At 41.5% G+C, this 14,210-nt stretch carries 18 protein-coding genes; 1 reads left to right on the top strand and 17 read right to left on the bottom strand.

The genetic code is table 11. The annotated features are described in order from the left end of the window. Nucleotides 1-73: 73 nt before the first annotated feature. The 6 genes from DWY37_RS08555 to DWY37_RS08525 all read right to left on the bottom strand — a co-directional run bounded on the left by DWY37_RS08555 (nt 74) and on the right by DWY37_RS08525 (nt 6,025). The gene (locus tag DWY37_RS08555; protein ID WP_118541509.1) at nt 74-1,273 is read right to left on the bottom strand and encodes a site-specific integrase; all 1,200 of its coding nucleotides are present in this window, start codon (nt 1,271-1,273) and stop codon (nt 74-76) included. A 110-nt stretch (nt 1,274-1,383) separates the two neighbouring features. Next, a complete protein-coding gene (locus DWY37_RS08550; RefSeq protein WP_004612442.1) occupies nt 1,384-1,617 on the bottom strand; it encodes an excisionase in 234 nt (77 codons plus the stop codon). Nucleotides 1,618-1,847: 230 nt separating this feature from the next. After that, nucleotides 1,848-3,185 (bottom strand): virulence-associated E family protein, encoded by a 1,338-nt coding sequence (locus DWY37_RS08540; RefSeq protein ID WP_118541511.1) that lies wholly within the window; start codon nt 3,183-3,185, stop codon nt 1,848-1,850. After that, nucleotides 3,154-3,798 carry a CHC2 zinc finger domain-containing protein gene (locus DWY37_RS08535; protein ID WP_118544494.1) on the bottom strand — a complete coding sequence of 215 codons (645 nt, stop codon included), beginning with the start codon at nt 3,796-3,798 and terminating at the stop codon, nt 3,154-3,156. Before DWY37_RS08535 ends, DWY37_RS08540 begins: the two co-directional genes overlap by 32 nt. A gap of 65 nt (nt 3,799-3,863) precedes the next feature. Further along, nucleotides 3,864-5,444 (bottom strand): MobQ family relaxase, encoded by a 1,581-nt coding sequence (gene mobQ, locus DWY37_RS08530; RefSeq protein WP_117464997.1) that lies wholly within the window; start codon nt 5,442-5,444, stop codon nt 3,864-3,866. Nucleotides 5,445-5,629: 185 nt separating this feature from the next. Next, nucleotides 5,630-6,025 carry a hypothetical protein gene (locus DWY37_RS08525; protein WP_118541513.1) on the bottom strand — a complete coding sequence of 132 codons (396 nt, stop codon included), beginning with the start codon at nt 6,023-6,025 and terminating at the stop codon, nt 5,630-5,632. Between the two features lie 306 nt (nt 6,026-6,331). Between DWY37_RS08525 and DWY37_RS08520 the strand changes: the two genes are divergently transcribed. Then, the gene (locus DWY37_RS08520; protein WP_008115692.1) at nt 6,332-6,571 is read left to right on the top strand and encodes a DUF6061 family protein; all 240 of its coding nucleotides are present in this window, start codon (nt 6,332-6,334) and stop codon (nt 6,569-6,571) included. A gap of 370 nt (nt 6,572-6,941) precedes the next feature. Here DWY37_RS08520 and DWY37_RS08515 read toward each other — a convergent pair whose 3' ends face one another. The 11 genes from DWY37_RS08515 to DWY37_RS08465 form a co-directional block, all read right to left on the bottom strand. After that, nucleotides 6,942-7,568, bottom strand: a complete 627-nt coding sequence (locus DWY37_RS08515) for a DUF3879 family protein (RefSeq protein ID WP_008115691.1) — start codon at nt 7,566-7,568, stop codon at nt 6,942-6,944. 258 nt (nt 7,569-7,826) lie between these two features. Continuing rightward, nucleotides 7,827-8,459: a hypothetical protein gene (locus DWY37_RS08510; protein ID WP_055264414.1), complete on the bottom strand. Its 633-nt coding sequence runs from the start codon at nt 8,457-8,459 to the stop codon at nt 7,827-7,829. After that, nucleotides 8,456-9,016 (bottom strand): RNA polymerase sigma factor, encoded by a 561-nt coding sequence (locus DWY37_RS08505; protein WP_014080624.1) that lies wholly within the window; start codon nt 9,014-9,016, stop codon nt 8,456-8,458. The genes DWY37_RS08510 and DWY37_RS08505 overlap by 4 nt, the downstream gene beginning before the upstream one ends. Before the next feature lie 59 nt (nt 9,017-9,075). Beyond that, on the bottom strand, nt 9,076-9,417 hold the full coding sequence (locus DWY37_RS08500; protein WP_147335976.1) for a hypothetical protein: 342 nt from the start codon (nt 9,415-9,417) through the stop codon (nt 9,076-9,078). A gap of 95 nt (nt 9,418-9,512) precedes the next feature. Beyond that, on the bottom strand, nt 9,513-9,941 hold the full coding sequence (locus DWY37_RS08495; RefSeq protein ID WP_117686898.1) for an HTH domain-containing protein: 429 nt from the start codon (nt 9,939-9,941) through the stop codon (nt 9,513-9,515). Nucleotides 9,942-9,966: 25 nt separating this feature from the next. Continuing rightward, nucleotides 9,967-10,683: an AAA family ATPase gene (locus DWY37_RS08490; RefSeq protein WP_117686897.1), complete on the bottom strand. Its 717-nt coding sequence runs from the start codon at nt 10,681-10,683 to the stop codon at nt 9,967-9,969. Nucleotides 10,684-10,896: 213 nt separating this feature from the next. Beyond that, on the bottom strand, nt 10,897-11,376 hold the full coding sequence (locus tag DWY37_RS16125; RefSeq protein ID WP_243092105.1) for a hypothetical protein: 480 nt from the start codon (nt 11,374-11,376) through the stop codon (nt 10,897-10,899). Next, nucleotides 11,327-11,731 (bottom strand): hypothetical protein, encoded by a 405-nt coding sequence (locus tag DWY37_RS16120; RefSeq protein WP_243092106.1) that lies wholly within the window; start codon nt 11,729-11,731, stop codon nt 11,327-11,329. The genes DWY37_RS16125 and DWY37_RS16120 overlap by 50 nt, the downstream gene beginning before the upstream one ends. 139 nt (nt 11,732-11,870) lie before the next feature. Then, nucleotides 11,871-12,533: a hypothetical protein gene (locus DWY37_RS08475; protein WP_118542426.1), complete on the bottom strand. Its 663-nt coding sequence runs from the start codon at nt 12,531-12,533 to the stop codon at nt 11,871-11,873. Nucleotides 12,534-12,658: 125 nt separating this feature from the next. Beyond that, nucleotides 12,659-13,339 (bottom strand): DUF6033 family protein, encoded by a 681-nt coding sequence (locus DWY37_RS08470; RefSeq protein WP_117699204.1) that lies wholly within the window; start codon nt 13,337-13,339, stop codon nt 12,659-12,661. 40 nt (nt 13,340-13,379) lie between these two features. Next, nucleotides 13,380-14,210 (bottom strand): hypothetical protein (locus tag DWY37_RS08465; protein WP_118592603.1); only part of this gene is annotated, 831 nt, incomplete at its 5' end.

Raw genomic sequence — 14,210 nt, 5'->3', positions numbered from 1 at the left:
TATTTTCTTATGTTTTTCCCTGCAATCTTGGTAAATCCGTTGGTAAAGCAAGCGTCCTTACCAACGGGCTTTTTTAACTATTCGCTATCCGATATACTTCTTCCTTTGCATCATCAAAATTTACATGGGTGTAAGTGTTCAAGGTTACACTGATGTCTGCGTGACCCATGATATACTGCAAGGTTTTTGGATTCATCCCGGATTTTGCCATATTAGAGCAAAAGGTGTGCCTGCATACATGAGGGGTAACTTTCGGCATCTGGATACGGTAAATTTTATTGTATTTCTGAATGATATGCTCCAGATACTTCTCCCAATGAAGGGCAACCATCGGCATATCGTTTTTATCCAGAAACAAAAATCCGGCATATCCTTCCACCATCGGCTCAACCTTTGGCGTCTTTCGGTTGGCAATGATTCTGCGAAAACACGCTGCAACAGCTTCTGTCATCGGTACATATCGAATACCTTTGTCTGTTTTCGGTTCTTCGATCACATACTGCATCTGTGCAGTACGCTGTAGCTGATGGTCTACCTTGATACGCATTTCTCCATACTCAATTTCTGAAACTGTCAGCCCACAGAACTCTGAGATACGAAGCCCTGTGTGAAAAAGAATATAGATTGCATCATAGTATCTGCTGAAATGCTTATCTTCCTGAATAAACTTCAGCAAATCTCTCTGCTGCTTTCGGGTAATCGCTTCTCTGGTAACAGAATCATTGACAATGACAGATGCAAGCTCAAATTCAAATGGATTTTTACGAAGCAGGTCATCATCGACTGCCATCTGAAATGCCGGTCTTAGAACTCCCCGGATAGAATGAATGGAACTGTATCCCCGTCCATCAATCTGCTGGAGCTTAATCAACCATGCCTTTGCATCTGACAAACGCACCTTATCAATTCGCAGATTCCCAAAACTCTCTTTTTTCAGCATATTGATGACCGTTTTATATCCGGCAATCGTATTGTGACGAACTCCTGTTTTCAATGAAACATATTTTTCTACCAGTTCCAAAACAGTATAGTTGCCGCCGTTTGTTACGATACGGTCAAACAAATCCGCTTCAATCTGTTTTTCTTTCTCACGCAGGGAAGGCTCCCGCTTCTTCCCTTTTGGCATTGGGTCATTCTTGTCCAAACGCCAACTGTATACATTTTTCTCTTTTCCGTCCTCATCAATATAGCGGAACCGATACCTCCCATCTTTACGCTGGTACTCGCCCTCTCGCAAAATCCGATTACGGTTATCTCGTCTTTTCTCACTCATCGTGAACTCTCCTTTCAAAAAAGAGAGCCAGACTTGCGCTCTTATCATAGCACAAATCCAGCTCTCCGCATAGTTATATCATGTGAAATCGGTAAATCTGTCAGCTCTGTTTACACAGCAGTAGCCTGATCCAGATACCTCTCAAATTTCTCACGCTTAATGAGGGCACGATTGCCGTTCATCACATAAAAATCCTCATTGGGATGTGTGTCAATAAGCGTTCTCAATTTTCCTTCGCCGATATGATAATATCTGGCTGCTTCCTCAATGGTAAGCGTATATCTACGCCACACCGGAACATCCGAGTAATTTTTCCCTTCAATATTCATCTTATTATTCGCCATAGGCAGTTATCCTCCATACATGAAAATAGCCAGACAGAGGGGGTCGGCAACGAAGTCCGGCAACGGGCTTCAAAAGACCTTGCAAACAATCTCAATCTGGCACTACTTACTATTTATACTTTTCTTTTATTTTTCTGTTGTTTTGGTTGTTATAAGGGAGAAAAGCTGATAGTTTCGGGGTTTCCCCCGGCAACCGGCTCGGCAACGGGGGATGCAACGGGCTGTCATTTTCAGAATGGAAGCTCCATCTGTTCTGTGACCTCCACAAAACCGTCCATCGTTTTTTCAGACGGGTTGCCGGAGTCCGTTGCCGGGTTTTCACGCTCCCAGCCCTTTTGTCTGCCATATTCGGAAAACATTCTTGGATTCGGGAAGTACCGCCAGCCAGTAATGCACTGGTTCATAATCTCGTTGATTTCCCGGATTTCCCATTGCTTCGGCTCGTCAAAGGCATGGTTCAAGGCTTCCTTGTAGAGCTGCTTGGAGCAAACCATGTTCCCGGTGTACTTATCAAGATACGCCTGTATCATTCCGGCTTTGGTGTCCTCCGGCATAAAATCCCGCTGGTGTTTTTTGAGATACCGCTGCATGGTGGGGCTGAAAGCCAGCTTGAACCTACCGCTTCGGTAAATCTCCATCGCTTCCGCCCACATCTGCTCGATATAGGCTCTGGAAGCAGCTTCGTCCTCCAAAATGTGAACCTCGGCTTGCTCCGGGTACACCATGACGGGAATAAAGCGACGGTTGCCGGAACGGTCAAGGGGCAGGAAGTCAAGGGCATTGGAAGTGCCGCCAAACACGCACTGACGGGGGCGGTCTGCCGGGTGGGTTTCATAAGGTATCTTGTAGACCTCTTTCTGCCGGCTTAAAAATGACTTGATTTCCTCAATGCTCTTGGCATTGGCGGTTGCCATCATTTCTGACATTTCAATAATCCAGTGACCTTGCAGCTTGCGGTACACATTGTCATCGTCCAGCTTCCGCAAATCATCGGAGAACCACTCATCCCGGACTGCCAGCAGACGGAAGAAGGTGGACTTGCCAGCCCCCTGACCTCCAACCAGACAGAGCATGATTTCAAACTTGCACCCCGGCTGAAAGGCTCGTGAGATTGCACCCAGCAGGAACAGCTTTAATGCTTCATAGGTGTAATCGTCTGTGTCAGCCCCCAGAAAGTGCCGCAGGCAGAAGCGGATTCGCTCTGTCCCGTCCCACACAAGGGAACTTAAATAATCCCGGATGGGGTGGTACTTGTTTTCATTCGCCACAATCCCGATGGCGTTATCAATCTTTTTCTCATTGGTAAGCCCGTAGGTTTCTTCCAGATAGAGAAGCAGATACTTCATGTCCGTATCGTTCAGGGCGGTGCTTTCCCTGTGAAAGCCGATGGGCTTTATGATGTCCTTGCGGTCAGTCAGGATGTTGTATGCGATAGCCCCTGAAAGCAGCGGGTCACGCTGGAATACAGTCAGGCAGTTTCGTATGCTCTGACGGACACCGCCTTTCTCGGTAGTTTCCATCCCCGCCTTGATTTCCTCAATGCTCTGGGGCGGCTGCATGGCGTTCATGGTGTTTTTTAGTTCTTGCTGCGTCTGCGGCTGCAAGCTCTGCCATTCGCTGTTCAAGCTGTATCACATCCTTTCCGTAGTCCGTAATCAAAGCCGCTTTTTCCTCTGTCTCCCCGAACAGCAGCACATCCAGCAGATATTCCACTTGGTCTTGCTTCTGTAAGGCTTCCACAAACCGGGGATGAAAGGCTTCCTCCGGGGAGTGCGGGGCGTAGTCCGTTCTCCATGCCATAAGCAAGTGAAGATAATCGGTAAGAATACGGAAGCAGCGGTTTTTTGCTTCCTGAAACTGTTCCTCCGGGGATTTCTGCCGGGGCTTGGGCTTTTTTGCCTTTCCCGGTGGTTTCCAGTCCTCATAGGAAAGCCCGAAGTCCTGTGCCAGCTGTACGGCGGCTTCCTTCTTTCCCAGCCCATACAGGGCGGCGGCAAAATCAATCACATCCCCATCCGCACCGCAGCCGAAGCAGTGGTAACGACGATCCAGCTTCATGCTTGGGGTTTTATCGTTATGGAACGGGCAGCAAGCCATCCCGTTCCGACCTGCATGGATTCCATAATGCTCCGCAGCCTGTCTTGTTGTGACGGACTGCTTCACAGCTTCAAATACATTCAAATCTATCCCTCCTTGAAAAAAAGAAAAGCACCTGACATTCTCTGATTGAAAATGGCAAGTGCCTGTTAAAGTTCCATATCCTGTTGTCTGTGTTTCGTCTGTGCCTGGGCTGTTCTTTGTGCTTTTTTCTCGTCTGCCTTATCCTGCAAGACTTCTTTGATGGGCTGCTTCTTGGGCGGCTCTTTGCTTTCCTCTGTGCCGGGGGTGGCTTTCCGTACCCAGTAACGGATGTCCCGCAGCTTCTTCAAATCAGCCTGTACCTCGGTCAACGGTGTTTTCAGGGCTGCAATTTCTTCCAGAAGCGTTTCCTGCTCCTCTTGCAGCTCCTTTTGGGTACTGTCCTTATCGTTCGGGTGCTTGGCAAGGTAGGCGGCAGCTTTCGCATATCGAACAACCTCCGGGTGTTCCTGTTTGAATTTCTCCTTTGTTTTCTTGAAAAATATCTTCTGGTACTTCTCATAGACGGGCTTACATTCCTTGCAGTCTGTCCGGGCAGAAAGAAGCCCGTCAATCACTTTACTGCGGGCTTCCTTTGGCTTCATCTGACTGCGGTACTCTGCGGCTGATTTCCCGGAAGATTCCAGAAATGCTTCTAAGTCCTCCACAGTAGAAAGCCCCTTTTGCCGGAGATAGGACAGGGCTTCGCTGACTGCCTTTAAGTCCTGCGAAGTTCCCCGGTTCTGTCCATCCCTTGTCCAGTCCTTCCGTTCTTCCTTTCGTATCTCCATATACTTCATCAGCAGATTGGGAAGAAGTGTCGCTTCCTCCGCCGCCTTTTGTGCAAGCAGCTCCTTCCGTTTTTCTCCCAGCTCGGTAATCCAGCCTTTGAGGTTTTGGATAAGCTGCCGGATGGACTTCATCAGGCGGTTGGCGGCTCTAATTTCCCGGTTCAGGTTGCCGATATTCGTCTGGATACCTCGCTTTTCCATCTGCCGGACAGCAGCCCCCTCATGGACAGTTGGAACTGTATCAAGCCCCTGTCTGGCATAGGAACGCAAGTCCACACGCTCCGGGCAGTTGTTGGCTTCCAGATAACGGTTCTGAATAATCTCCCATTCATGCCGCCATATTTCACAATACTTCCTGTCATTCCAGTCAACCGTATCTTCCTTATGGCTTTTCCATCTGCCGGACGGAAGTTTTATCCGTTCCCCTTTCACGTCAAGGTCATAAACTTTGCGACTCTTGGGAAGCCATTTCCCACGCTCATCCATTGCCCGCATAGTCAGCATGACATGGGCGTGGGGATTGTGTCCCGGCGGATGGGGGTCATGGATGGCAAAGTCAACGATCATTCCTTTGGAAACAAACTGCTGCTCACAGAACTCCCGGACAAGGACGGCGTACTGGTCGGGTGGTATCTCTCTTGGGATAGTAAGCACCCACCTCCTTGCAAGCTGGGAGTTCCATTGCTTCTCCACCGCTTCGGCGGCGTTCCATAAGGTATTGCGGTCTGCATACGACCGTGGGGCATTTGCCGGAAGCAGGATTTCATTGTGGACGATACCACGTTTTTCCGGGTAGTGCTTCACTTGCTGGTCATATTCACAGAACAGTTTTTCGCCACTCTGGTAAGCAGCGGCGGCAACCGCAGACTGCCGCTGGCTGCGCTGTACAATCGAGATTTCGTTGTGCGGACAGGGCATTTCGTATCACTCCTTTCGGTAATCGGTGGATGGGGTGGCGTTTTGCCACCTCATTTTGGGCAGAAAAAAAGCAGGCAACCTTTTTCAGATTTCCTGCTTGGTGTGCCGCTGTGTGGGCGGCGGGTATTTAGTTGTAAAAGTTCGGGGCAAGTTGACCCGATGTGTGTGGAATAACAAACTGGGAATTATTTAATTCTCTGTGTACCTAATTGTAATTGTTCAACTGCTATTTTTGCTTTATTGTCATCTTCCTTTTGAAGATTTTCTATTTCCGAGCTCCGAATAGCCAAAATGATTTCGTCCCCAACCTGTAAATCATCAAGTGTTATATCTACAACATCTTGTGTATCATAATTACAATAAATCATAGGAATTTGGGAACAATCAATAAGGCAATCATCCCCTAAAACACCTTCTTCTCCGCTATCTTTTGTGGTTATGATTTTATTTTCTTTATCAATTTCTGTTATTATCGCATTGACACCTAAAGTAAGTGGTTCGTTTGTTTGTTGTCCAGAACACGCAACTAAAGTAAACGCACAAATGAATATGCATAATGCCATTATCATTTTTTTCATCATAAGTTCCTCCAAATTCCGATTGAGATTTCACCTGTTTTAGGGAATTTAATAACTGTTATATTTTGTTATTAAATTCTCTGCAAACCCTTGAAAACACTGGATTTATCGCAGGTGAGCTTTCCCTTATTGTTTCCCTTGTGTTATATCGTCCCGTCAGCGTTTACGAACTCTGATAAGGGCAAATACAAGGGCAAGAAAAATCTATAAAACAGTATAACACAAAATAAAAGTGACATGGTGAACTGATTGAAATGCTTCTGATTTTTGTAACAAATGACTGATTGAATGATAAGGAGATTCTATACGATGAGAACAATATTTGCAGAATACAATCCACACAGAAACAGCATTGATATTTATACTTCTGCTGGTTATATGCTCCGCATTGACTGTTGGGAAGCCGAAAAGGATTTAAAAACCACACCCGGATCAGACTGTGCATTGAACGCACTTGCCATTGATAAACCGCTTGAATATGCAAAATTATATCTTGATGAAACAATGCAGATATGGGTAGATGCAGAAGATTCATTAGAACTATGGTGATTTTTTCAACAGCACTAAGGTTACTTTTTCCCAATCTCATTTATTGAGAATCGTCTTTTTACCGTGCATATATATTCAATATCTTTTTATCTATTATAATGAAATCAAGGGCTGGTCTAATGCCAGCCCTACAAAAATGAAAATTCACATAGAAAATAAATTTACAATTTTTCCGATATAAACCTGTTATCAACAAATACAAACATAATTTATATTATCGTATCTATTGATATGATATGTATTTCAAAGAGTTACCAGAAGTTTTTGAAAACTTTTCCCTTGTGATATTATCTAAAGCTCCTAATTTTATACTTTTCCCATGATGGAGCAGCTTATTTGACCGTATCTCTAGCACCAAAGATGTTGTATTCTATACTGATACATCAATAGAATTGCGAACTAACCTATTACCATTTTTGACAAGCGTAGATTCCACTGATTCTCTTGTAACGTTATCAAGAATGCTTGTATCAAACTTTTGTCCCGGCTTCCAATTTGGATTAGCCGATTTCACTGCTGCATACATAGCAGCTCTATACTGTCCTTCGTATTGCTCTAAAGTCCATGTACCACTTAAACGTTTGTCTTTACTTACGCTTAACTGATAATCCTTAAAAATATCTGAACGCTTAGTTGTATCACCATTTGAAATACCGTTTTCCTTAATAAATTCCCTCTTCACATTATCAAACATCTTTTGACGATATTCCTCGGATACACTCGTGAGCTGCTGCCATGATGTACCTTTTCCGGTAACATCCATTCCCGCCACTCCATTTGCATTCAGTAAATCGCCATCCGAATCAAATTGCTTCATCAGATTCTTAATAATGGTATCTCTTCCACCGAATGTTTCATATATCAATCTTTCTTCTGCTGACATCATGGCTTCATTTTGCATAATACCAGATAACCAGCCTTTTTCTTTCAAAGCCTTATATTGTTTACTATTTGTGTTGATACCATTATAGGTATTGCCTAATCCGCTGATATTCATTGACATATAAAACCTCCTTGTAAATAAATTCAAAATCCGTTTAGAATTAACTCAATGCTATATAGTATATATCGTCATAAATCTCCAAGAAATAAGTTTCACTGTTAAGTGCCCTCTTGATTATACAGGTGGTTGTTGCGTGTTCTTCGTTCCTCTTTGGATAACTTTTGACGCAACCTCTTTTCCAAGTTCTCAAACTGGCGGATTTTCTTCTTTCCATCCTCAATCTCGGCTGTCCCTTGTGGGTGTCAATCAAAATTATTTTTCTTGGTCTGCGTCAACCGTTCCAACACCGTCATCAGTATATAGCTCGGCTGGAATTGAATTGACAGCAAGTTGTTTTTCTGGCGGTATCGAATTATACCACTCAAGCCATTCAAGGGTTTCTTCGGATAAGTCCGATTTGTTAAATAACTGTCCTTCAAATTCAACCGTTTCATTTTCAGCATCTTCCATATGACTATATAAGAAATATTTACCATCAATTAAAACCACAATATTATTTTCATATTGATATACTTTAGCACCTACAATATCGTCATTGGCTTGGAAATTCTCTTTTGGCTCTTGCGATGAGCTAACTTTGCTTTCGATTTCCCCTAAATAAGTGAACTGGCTTTCTTTATCTGTAAAATCGAGTTGACTATCCGTATATTGATACAACTTGTTATTTACATAAACCATAGGAGCCAAATCTCCAGAAATAGGGGGATTAGAGCCATTAAGTAAACGCGGAATTGTAACTACGCAAATTATAAGGCAAAGACAGGCTGCCATAATTCCCCACTTTATCCATATAGGCTTTTTCATTTTCGTTTTGTAGTTGAGTGCTTCATCAACATATTTTGTATCAAGCTCGCTCATAGCGTCAGAAAATTTCTTTGCGTTCATACGAATACCTCTCTTTCAATCAAGTATTGCTTCATTTTCTCGCGGATACGGGTCAGCCGGACAGAAATATTTTTTTCTGAAAGCCCTACAAACTCGGCTATGTCCTTGTAGCTGTCGGAAAACCAATAGCGGCGCATAAAGATAACGCGGTTTTCGATAGTCAGCGTGTCTAAAAAAGACTCAATGATACAGGCTAACTCTCTGACCTCGATTTCTTCTTCAATGTTTTTCTGGTCTGCAATACAGGCTTCAATTTCCTCCAAAGCAATCGTGTAATGACTGCTTCGTTTGGCTGCTTCCTTTCTCCAATAGATTTTGAGCGAAATATTCCGAACGATTTTCAAAAGATACGACAACAATGGGTTAGGTCGTGCTGGGGGAATGGCGTTCCATGCACCTAAATAAGCGTCGTTTACACATTCCTCCGCGTCCTGTCTGCTCCCTACTATATGGTAGGAAAGATTGTGACAGGCTTTTCCGTATTTTATGTCCAGTTCCCGTATGCCCTGTTCCGAACGCTCAAAAAACATTTCTATGATTTTTTCATCGTCTATCATCACACCGCCTCCTTTCCGGCTTCACTCATATACTACGGTTTCAGCGGCAAACACTACATCTAATCCGAAACTTTTTTCAAAAAATTACCATTTTGCTTTATTATAAAATACATAATCGCAGAACATGCAACTCCTACAGGATATGTTATTGTCATAGATAACAATATCATATGACAAGCCTGATGTGTCCACAAACATCTCTGCCTTGAAATCGAATCTTGTTCTGTTTTATCAGTAGCATTGGCAGACTTTTGTACCAGTTTCTTAATCTCACTCACAAATTCAAACTGCGTTTTCGTACTTTTTCCTTTCGACGGAATATAAGACCAGTTTGGTTCTCCATTATTACCAGAAGTAATTAACTGTTGCTTGCAAATTAACAATTTCATTGTCTGCATCATGCATACAAATCCACGCATGTATCCATTCGCCTTCAATCTTTCTTCATTCTAATTACATTTCCTGTTATTCCACCAGTTTCCCAAACACCACATGATTATATTGGCAACTCACAATCTTTTAACCAAAACCGTAGCTCCATAACAGTCACAGCAATTTTATATTTTACTTCGATTTCAACTTTTTCTGGTGGATTGGCTAAAAGCCTGTCAATATCCTGTTCCTCAACACCAGCCATTTTTGCTATCGTTAGCTTGGATATGCCATGATAGGAAACAAGCACTTCCAAAAAACCGCTTAATTGCCTATCCTTATCTTCAATCGCTCCAAAATACAGAAATCCTGCTTTACTAAGTATTTTAAGACGCAATGCAGGATCATCTGGCAAACATTCCACATTGCCCATTACTACTCCATCTACTGTTTCTTCAGTTATTTCTAAATATTTTGAAAGAGTATTTTTATTAAAACGATACTCCTCAATTAAAGAAGTCAACATTTCTGAAATATTTTTTGTTTTAATCATATTTGTGCCCTAACACATTGTTTCTTTACTCTGTCAACAATTTATCCAGCAACATCTGCCTATTGTTAATAAACATTTCTGTCACTTGATAACTCTCTGTTTCTTCATATTCACATAAATGTATGCTTCCATTATCAAAACAATAGATATCTGCATCTGGTATACCTAACAGAATAGGCGAATGTGTAACTATAAAAAATTGTGCTCCCTCTTTTGCACATCTATATATTTGTATTAACAATGTAAGCTGTCTCTGAGGTGATAATGCAGCTTCCGGTTCATCAAAAAGATACAGACCATTTGGCTGCAAATTGTTCTGCGCTAACGCGAGAAAACTCTCTCCATGTGACTTTTCATGATATTTAGCAGAAGGATGCGCAAAATCTGCATATTCTTCTTCCTGCGTTGCAACATTATAAAAACTTTCGGCTCTAAGAAAATATCCCCATTTTTCCTTCCGATAGCCTTTTGAAATTCTTATCGCATCACATAATTCTGAATGTGTATCATGCGTAGAAAAAACATAATTCTTTGTTCCACCCTCAGGATTAAAACCATGTGCTACGGCAAGTGCCTCCAATAAAGTGGATTTACCACTGCCATTTTCTCCGACAAAAAAAGTAACCGGTTTGTTAAAATCAAGTTTTTTAACACCCCAAAAAGCCTCAATTCTCTTTAAATAACTATCGTTATCAATTCTATCCCAATCGAATGTTACTCCTTGTATAAATTGATTATTCATTTCATTACCTTTGCTTTATTTTTTTATCTGAATTGTACCGTCTGCCATGAAAAACTGTACGTTTAACTCAGACATAATATCTTTGTGCTGCGTCTGTTTATATGCTAAAATTTCCCGGATATCACTTGCGTAATCCTGATAGATCAGATTCCCGCCCGGATTATTTAACAGGTCATCCAGTGTTTTTGGCAGACCATTCCTTATAATTTTTACCTATGCCATTCGATACCAATTTCCATCCTTTAAAAGCTGTGCCATTCTTTCTTCATATCTTTTCACTGCTTTCTGCTGAATGGAACTAGGCACCACATAATCGTTACCAACTTCACTTATTTTCCCATTTACCAGTTCGCAATGTGTCCCGTTTATCACAAATTCTCTGCTTGTATCCACTCCCTGTGACGCAAGAAAATCTAAAATATAATCGGTGTATGTATCTGTCATACTTGAAAAATACTGCTGATCCGCAAAATGTATCAGGGAGTTCAGACCACCTATCATCATATTGCATCTTTCATCATCTGCCTTGCTTCCGTTTCCATAGCCCTCGCCCCAGACAAAATCTTCCTGTACCGTCATGCTGTATCCATTTCCAAGATTAAATCTGCTTCCAACCCCAATCGTGATGCTGTTTGTACTGGGATCATATGGTTTGTACCCTCTGGTTTTTAAATGGCTGCTGTACGGTTCCAAAGGTTTGAATCTCGGATGGGAGATATGACATACCCGTAATGGCTGTAAACGCTTTCTGCCCATTCACATAAAAGGAAGTATGGGTTGCACTGTCTATATCCGCTGTAATCTCGACTTCCTCATCATTGGCAAAAGGATTCTGTCCGGTCATCCCGGTTCCATATGCATACAGCATTCTTGTAAACTGATATCTTGTATGTTCATCAAAATGATTCAGTGTCTCTGTATCTTCTCCCTTTACATCTCCATTGCAAAAATCAACAAATTCATTTTTGCTGCCATCTTTTGTAGATAATTTACCTGTCTTTGTGTTATAAACAAAATTATAAGAACTTCCTACGCCTGTTATACCCATTGCATTTCCTCCATTGCATTTTTTCGTTGCTATTCCTCTGTCATTCGGAATTTGCAATCACTTTCCTTATATGGTCCAAGTGATTTATAAATATATAAGTACACCTATTGAAACATCACATCAAAATCACCTCCATTTATTAGGCTTTCGCTTCAAAAACTGATCTTTTCTCCAGATAATCCGGTAGTTCTTTTAATTCAGAATTCATACCATTCTTTACGGCGTTATATTCTTTCCAGTAAATGGAATAGAATTCATCTTTTTTTGTAAGTTCTGCCGGAGTCATTTCATACCCCCAGCCGGCACCGGTATTCAACAATACATTCACACCCTGACTCTGAATTTGAACCCCATAACCACCTGATGTTAAAATAGTGAAATTTAATGTTCCGCCTCCTGCCAGTGCAATCTGCTTGTCTGCAAGATTCTGATTTTTTCCCTCTGCCTGTTCCAAAAAATCCAGTAAGGTTAATTCTCCAATCCCTTTACATTTTGGATTGGTATTTTGATTTTTCATTGCACTTTTTGCCTGTTGGTATAACTGCTTTCTATCCGGTGCAACCTCTGACAAATATTCTGCCCTTAACTGCAATACCTGCCTTGAAATAGCGTCTTGTTCTGTCTTATCAGTAGCATTGGCAGCCTTTTGTGCCAGTTTCCTAATCTCACTTACAAATTCAGTCTGCGTTTTTGTACTTTTTCCTTTCGATGGAATATAAGACCAGTTTGGTTCTCCATTACTACCAGAAGTAATTAACTGTTCCCTTCCAACTGTTCCTATATTTGAAAAAGAGATTCCCATAAATCCACCTCACGGTTCATAAATAAATCTATCTATAACTTTATATCTACTGACTTTCTGCCACTCTACTCTCTGGTGATGCCATCCTATGCACCAATTTGATATTTCCCTTTTACCGAATCCTTTTATGCCTTAACATCACAACTTCCTCCGATAGATGGAGCTGTACCTACTGCCTGTGCTACAACATTCTCTGTAATGCTTTTCATATCCGTACCAATTGCAAATATTGTGCGTCTATCTTCCTGAATTTTCTTCATCTGCTCTTTTCTTTCAGCTCTCCGTTCTGCAAGTTTTTGTTCATTTTCTTTCTTTTTCTCGATTTTTCTATCTTCATCAGCCTTTTTTTGTTCTTCGCTTGGTCCTGTAATAACCATGGAGCCCATATTACCATCCTTATCTATCCATACCTGACGATACTTAACTTCACTACCAGTCATTGATTTAATCATTGAGTCAGCCCATCTATCTAATGCTGGAATTTTTGACAACATATTTTCATATTTTGTGGCAACCTCTGGATTACTCATCATCCTATTTAAAATCTCAGGAGCAATCCTCACATCTGTTTTTCCTGTACGATTAGCTGTTTTTACATTTTTATCCGAACTTCCTGCCACAATATCTATTTGAGGATTTTTTTCCTGCAATTTTTTTACATAATCTTCCTGACTCTCTTCTGTTTTGCTCACCTGTGAATTTTCCTTTGTTTTTTGAATATCACAAGCTGCCTTTTTAACCGTGTTCTTGTAACCTGATGCATAATACGATGTGTAACTGCTGTTATTGATACCTGTAATTGCCATAATCCTACCTCCCTGTTATTGAAACTTAAAATAATTTCTATTATATTGAACGACTTGGATATTTAATTTCCGTTGATGTAAATTCATCTTCCGCCGAAACATTGATATGCCCACTGCTGTCAATAGCATACTCTTTACCATAAACGGAAAACGTATCTCCTTCTTTATATCCGATTTCTATCCAGTTTATATCATTTAACTGTTTTATCTTTGCGTCAACATTTATGGTCTTTCCTGATTCCTGCAATAAATAAGTGTGTTTTCCTGCTCCCGCATCTATAGAAAAGAATCCCGGAGAAATCCTGACTTTCTCACAGACGGACAATACCTCCTCATTGCTGTAGAGATACCCCCACACACTCTTTCCCTGTGCCAGATCAGACAGGATATTGCCTGCCTTACACATTTCCCACTTATAATTTGTTCCTTTTTGATTTGTATTCTCTGCAAGCAACGATTCCGAGGCTGCCCAGCCTATCCTTCCATTGTTGACCGTCCATGTATATTTACCGCCACTTGATGTTGTCCATGAATAATAACTTTTATTACTTAATACCAAAGAATTATTTGCAGCACAAATGCCTGACATGGTGCTTGTATTCATTTTCGGTACTGCATAATTAGGTACTACCTGTCTGCTCCCATTAAGGTCAAAGGAAATAACCCCGTACTCCTTAAAATCAGAATTATATCCACAGGAAACATTCTCCCCAAAATTGATTGCATCCAAAATAGCACTTGAATTATTATAGTTTGCAAAATAATAAGCCAATTCACTGTTAGAAATATTCGCATTTTTATCTATCAGTGCAGCTATTGATTGCTTTGAAAAGCCTCGTGCAGCATCAGAAATACTTAAACTGTCCTGTTT

It is taken from the genome of Roseburia sp. AF25-13LB (assembly GCF_003478915.1).
GTDB lineage: Bacteria > Bacillota > Clostridia > Lachnospirales > Lachnospiraceae > Roseburia_C > Roseburia_C amylophila.
This window is presented reverse-complemented; position numbering and strand designations above follow the sequence as displayed.

What these genes read in the sequence shown, in the direction of transcription:
- DWY37_RS08500 (WP_147335976.1), bottom strand. Translation starts at nt 9,417, where the DNA reads ATGATGCAGACAATGAAATTGTTAATTTGCAAGCAACAGTTAATTACT.
- DWY37_RS08510 (WP_055264414.1), bottom strand. Translation starts at nt 8,459, where the DNA reads ATGAACGCAAAGAAATTTTCTGACGCTATGAGCGAGCTTGATACAAAA.
- DWY37_RS08520 (WP_008115692.1), top strand. Translation starts at nt 6,332, where the DNA reads ATGAGAACAATATTTGCAGAATACAATCCACACAGAAACAGCATTGAT.
- DWY37_RS08475 (WP_118542426.1), bottom strand. Translation starts at nt 12,533, where the DNA reads ATGGGAATCTCTTTTTCAAATATAGGAACAGTTGGAAGGGAACAGTTA.
- DWY37_RS08550 (WP_004612442.1), bottom strand. Translation starts at nt 1,617, where the DNA reads ATGGCGAATAATAAGATGAATATTGAAGGGAAAAATTACTCGGATGTT.
- DWY37_RS16120 (WP_243092106.1), bottom strand. Translation starts at nt 11,731, where the DNA reads ATGGGTATAACAGGCGTAGGAAGTTCTTATAATTTTGTTTATAACACA.
- DWY37_RS08555 (WP_118541509.1), bottom strand. Translation starts at nt 1,273, where the DNA reads ATGAGTGAGAAAAGACGAGATAACCGTAATCGGATTTTGCGAGAGGGC.
- DWY37_RS08470 (WP_117699204.1), bottom strand. Translation starts at nt 13,339, where the DNA reads ATGGCAATTACAGGTATCAATAACAGCAGTTACACATCGTATTATGCA.
- DWY37_RS08495 (WP_117686898.1), bottom strand. Translation starts at nt 9,941, where the DNA reads ATGATTAAAACAAAAAATATTTCAGAAATGTTGACTTCTTTAATTGAG.
- DWY37_RS08490 (WP_117686897.1), bottom strand. Translation starts at nt 10,683, where the DNA reads ATGAATAATCAATTTATACAAGGAGTAACATTCGATTGGGATAGAATT.
- DWY37_RS08505 (WP_014080624.1), bottom strand. Translation starts at nt 9,016, where the DNA reads ATGATAGACGATGAAAAAATCATAGAAATGTTTTTTGAGCGTTCGGAA.
- DWY37_RS08540 (WP_118541511.1), bottom strand. Translation starts at nt 3,185, where the DNA reads ATGAACGCCATGCAGCCGCCCCAGAGCATTGAGGAAATCAAGGCGGGG.
- DWY37_RS08515 (WP_008115691.1), bottom strand. Translation starts at nt 7,568, where the DNA reads ATGAATATCAGCGGATTAGGCAATACCTATAATGGTATCAACACAAAT.
- mobQ (WP_117464997.1), bottom strand. Translation starts at nt 5,444, where the DNA reads ATGCCCTGTCCGCACAACGAAATCTCGATTGTACAGCGCAGCCAGCGG.
- DWY37_RS08525 (WP_118541513.1), bottom strand. Translation starts at nt 6,025, where the DNA reads ATGATGAAAAAAATGATAATGGCATTATGCATATTCATTTGTGCGTTT.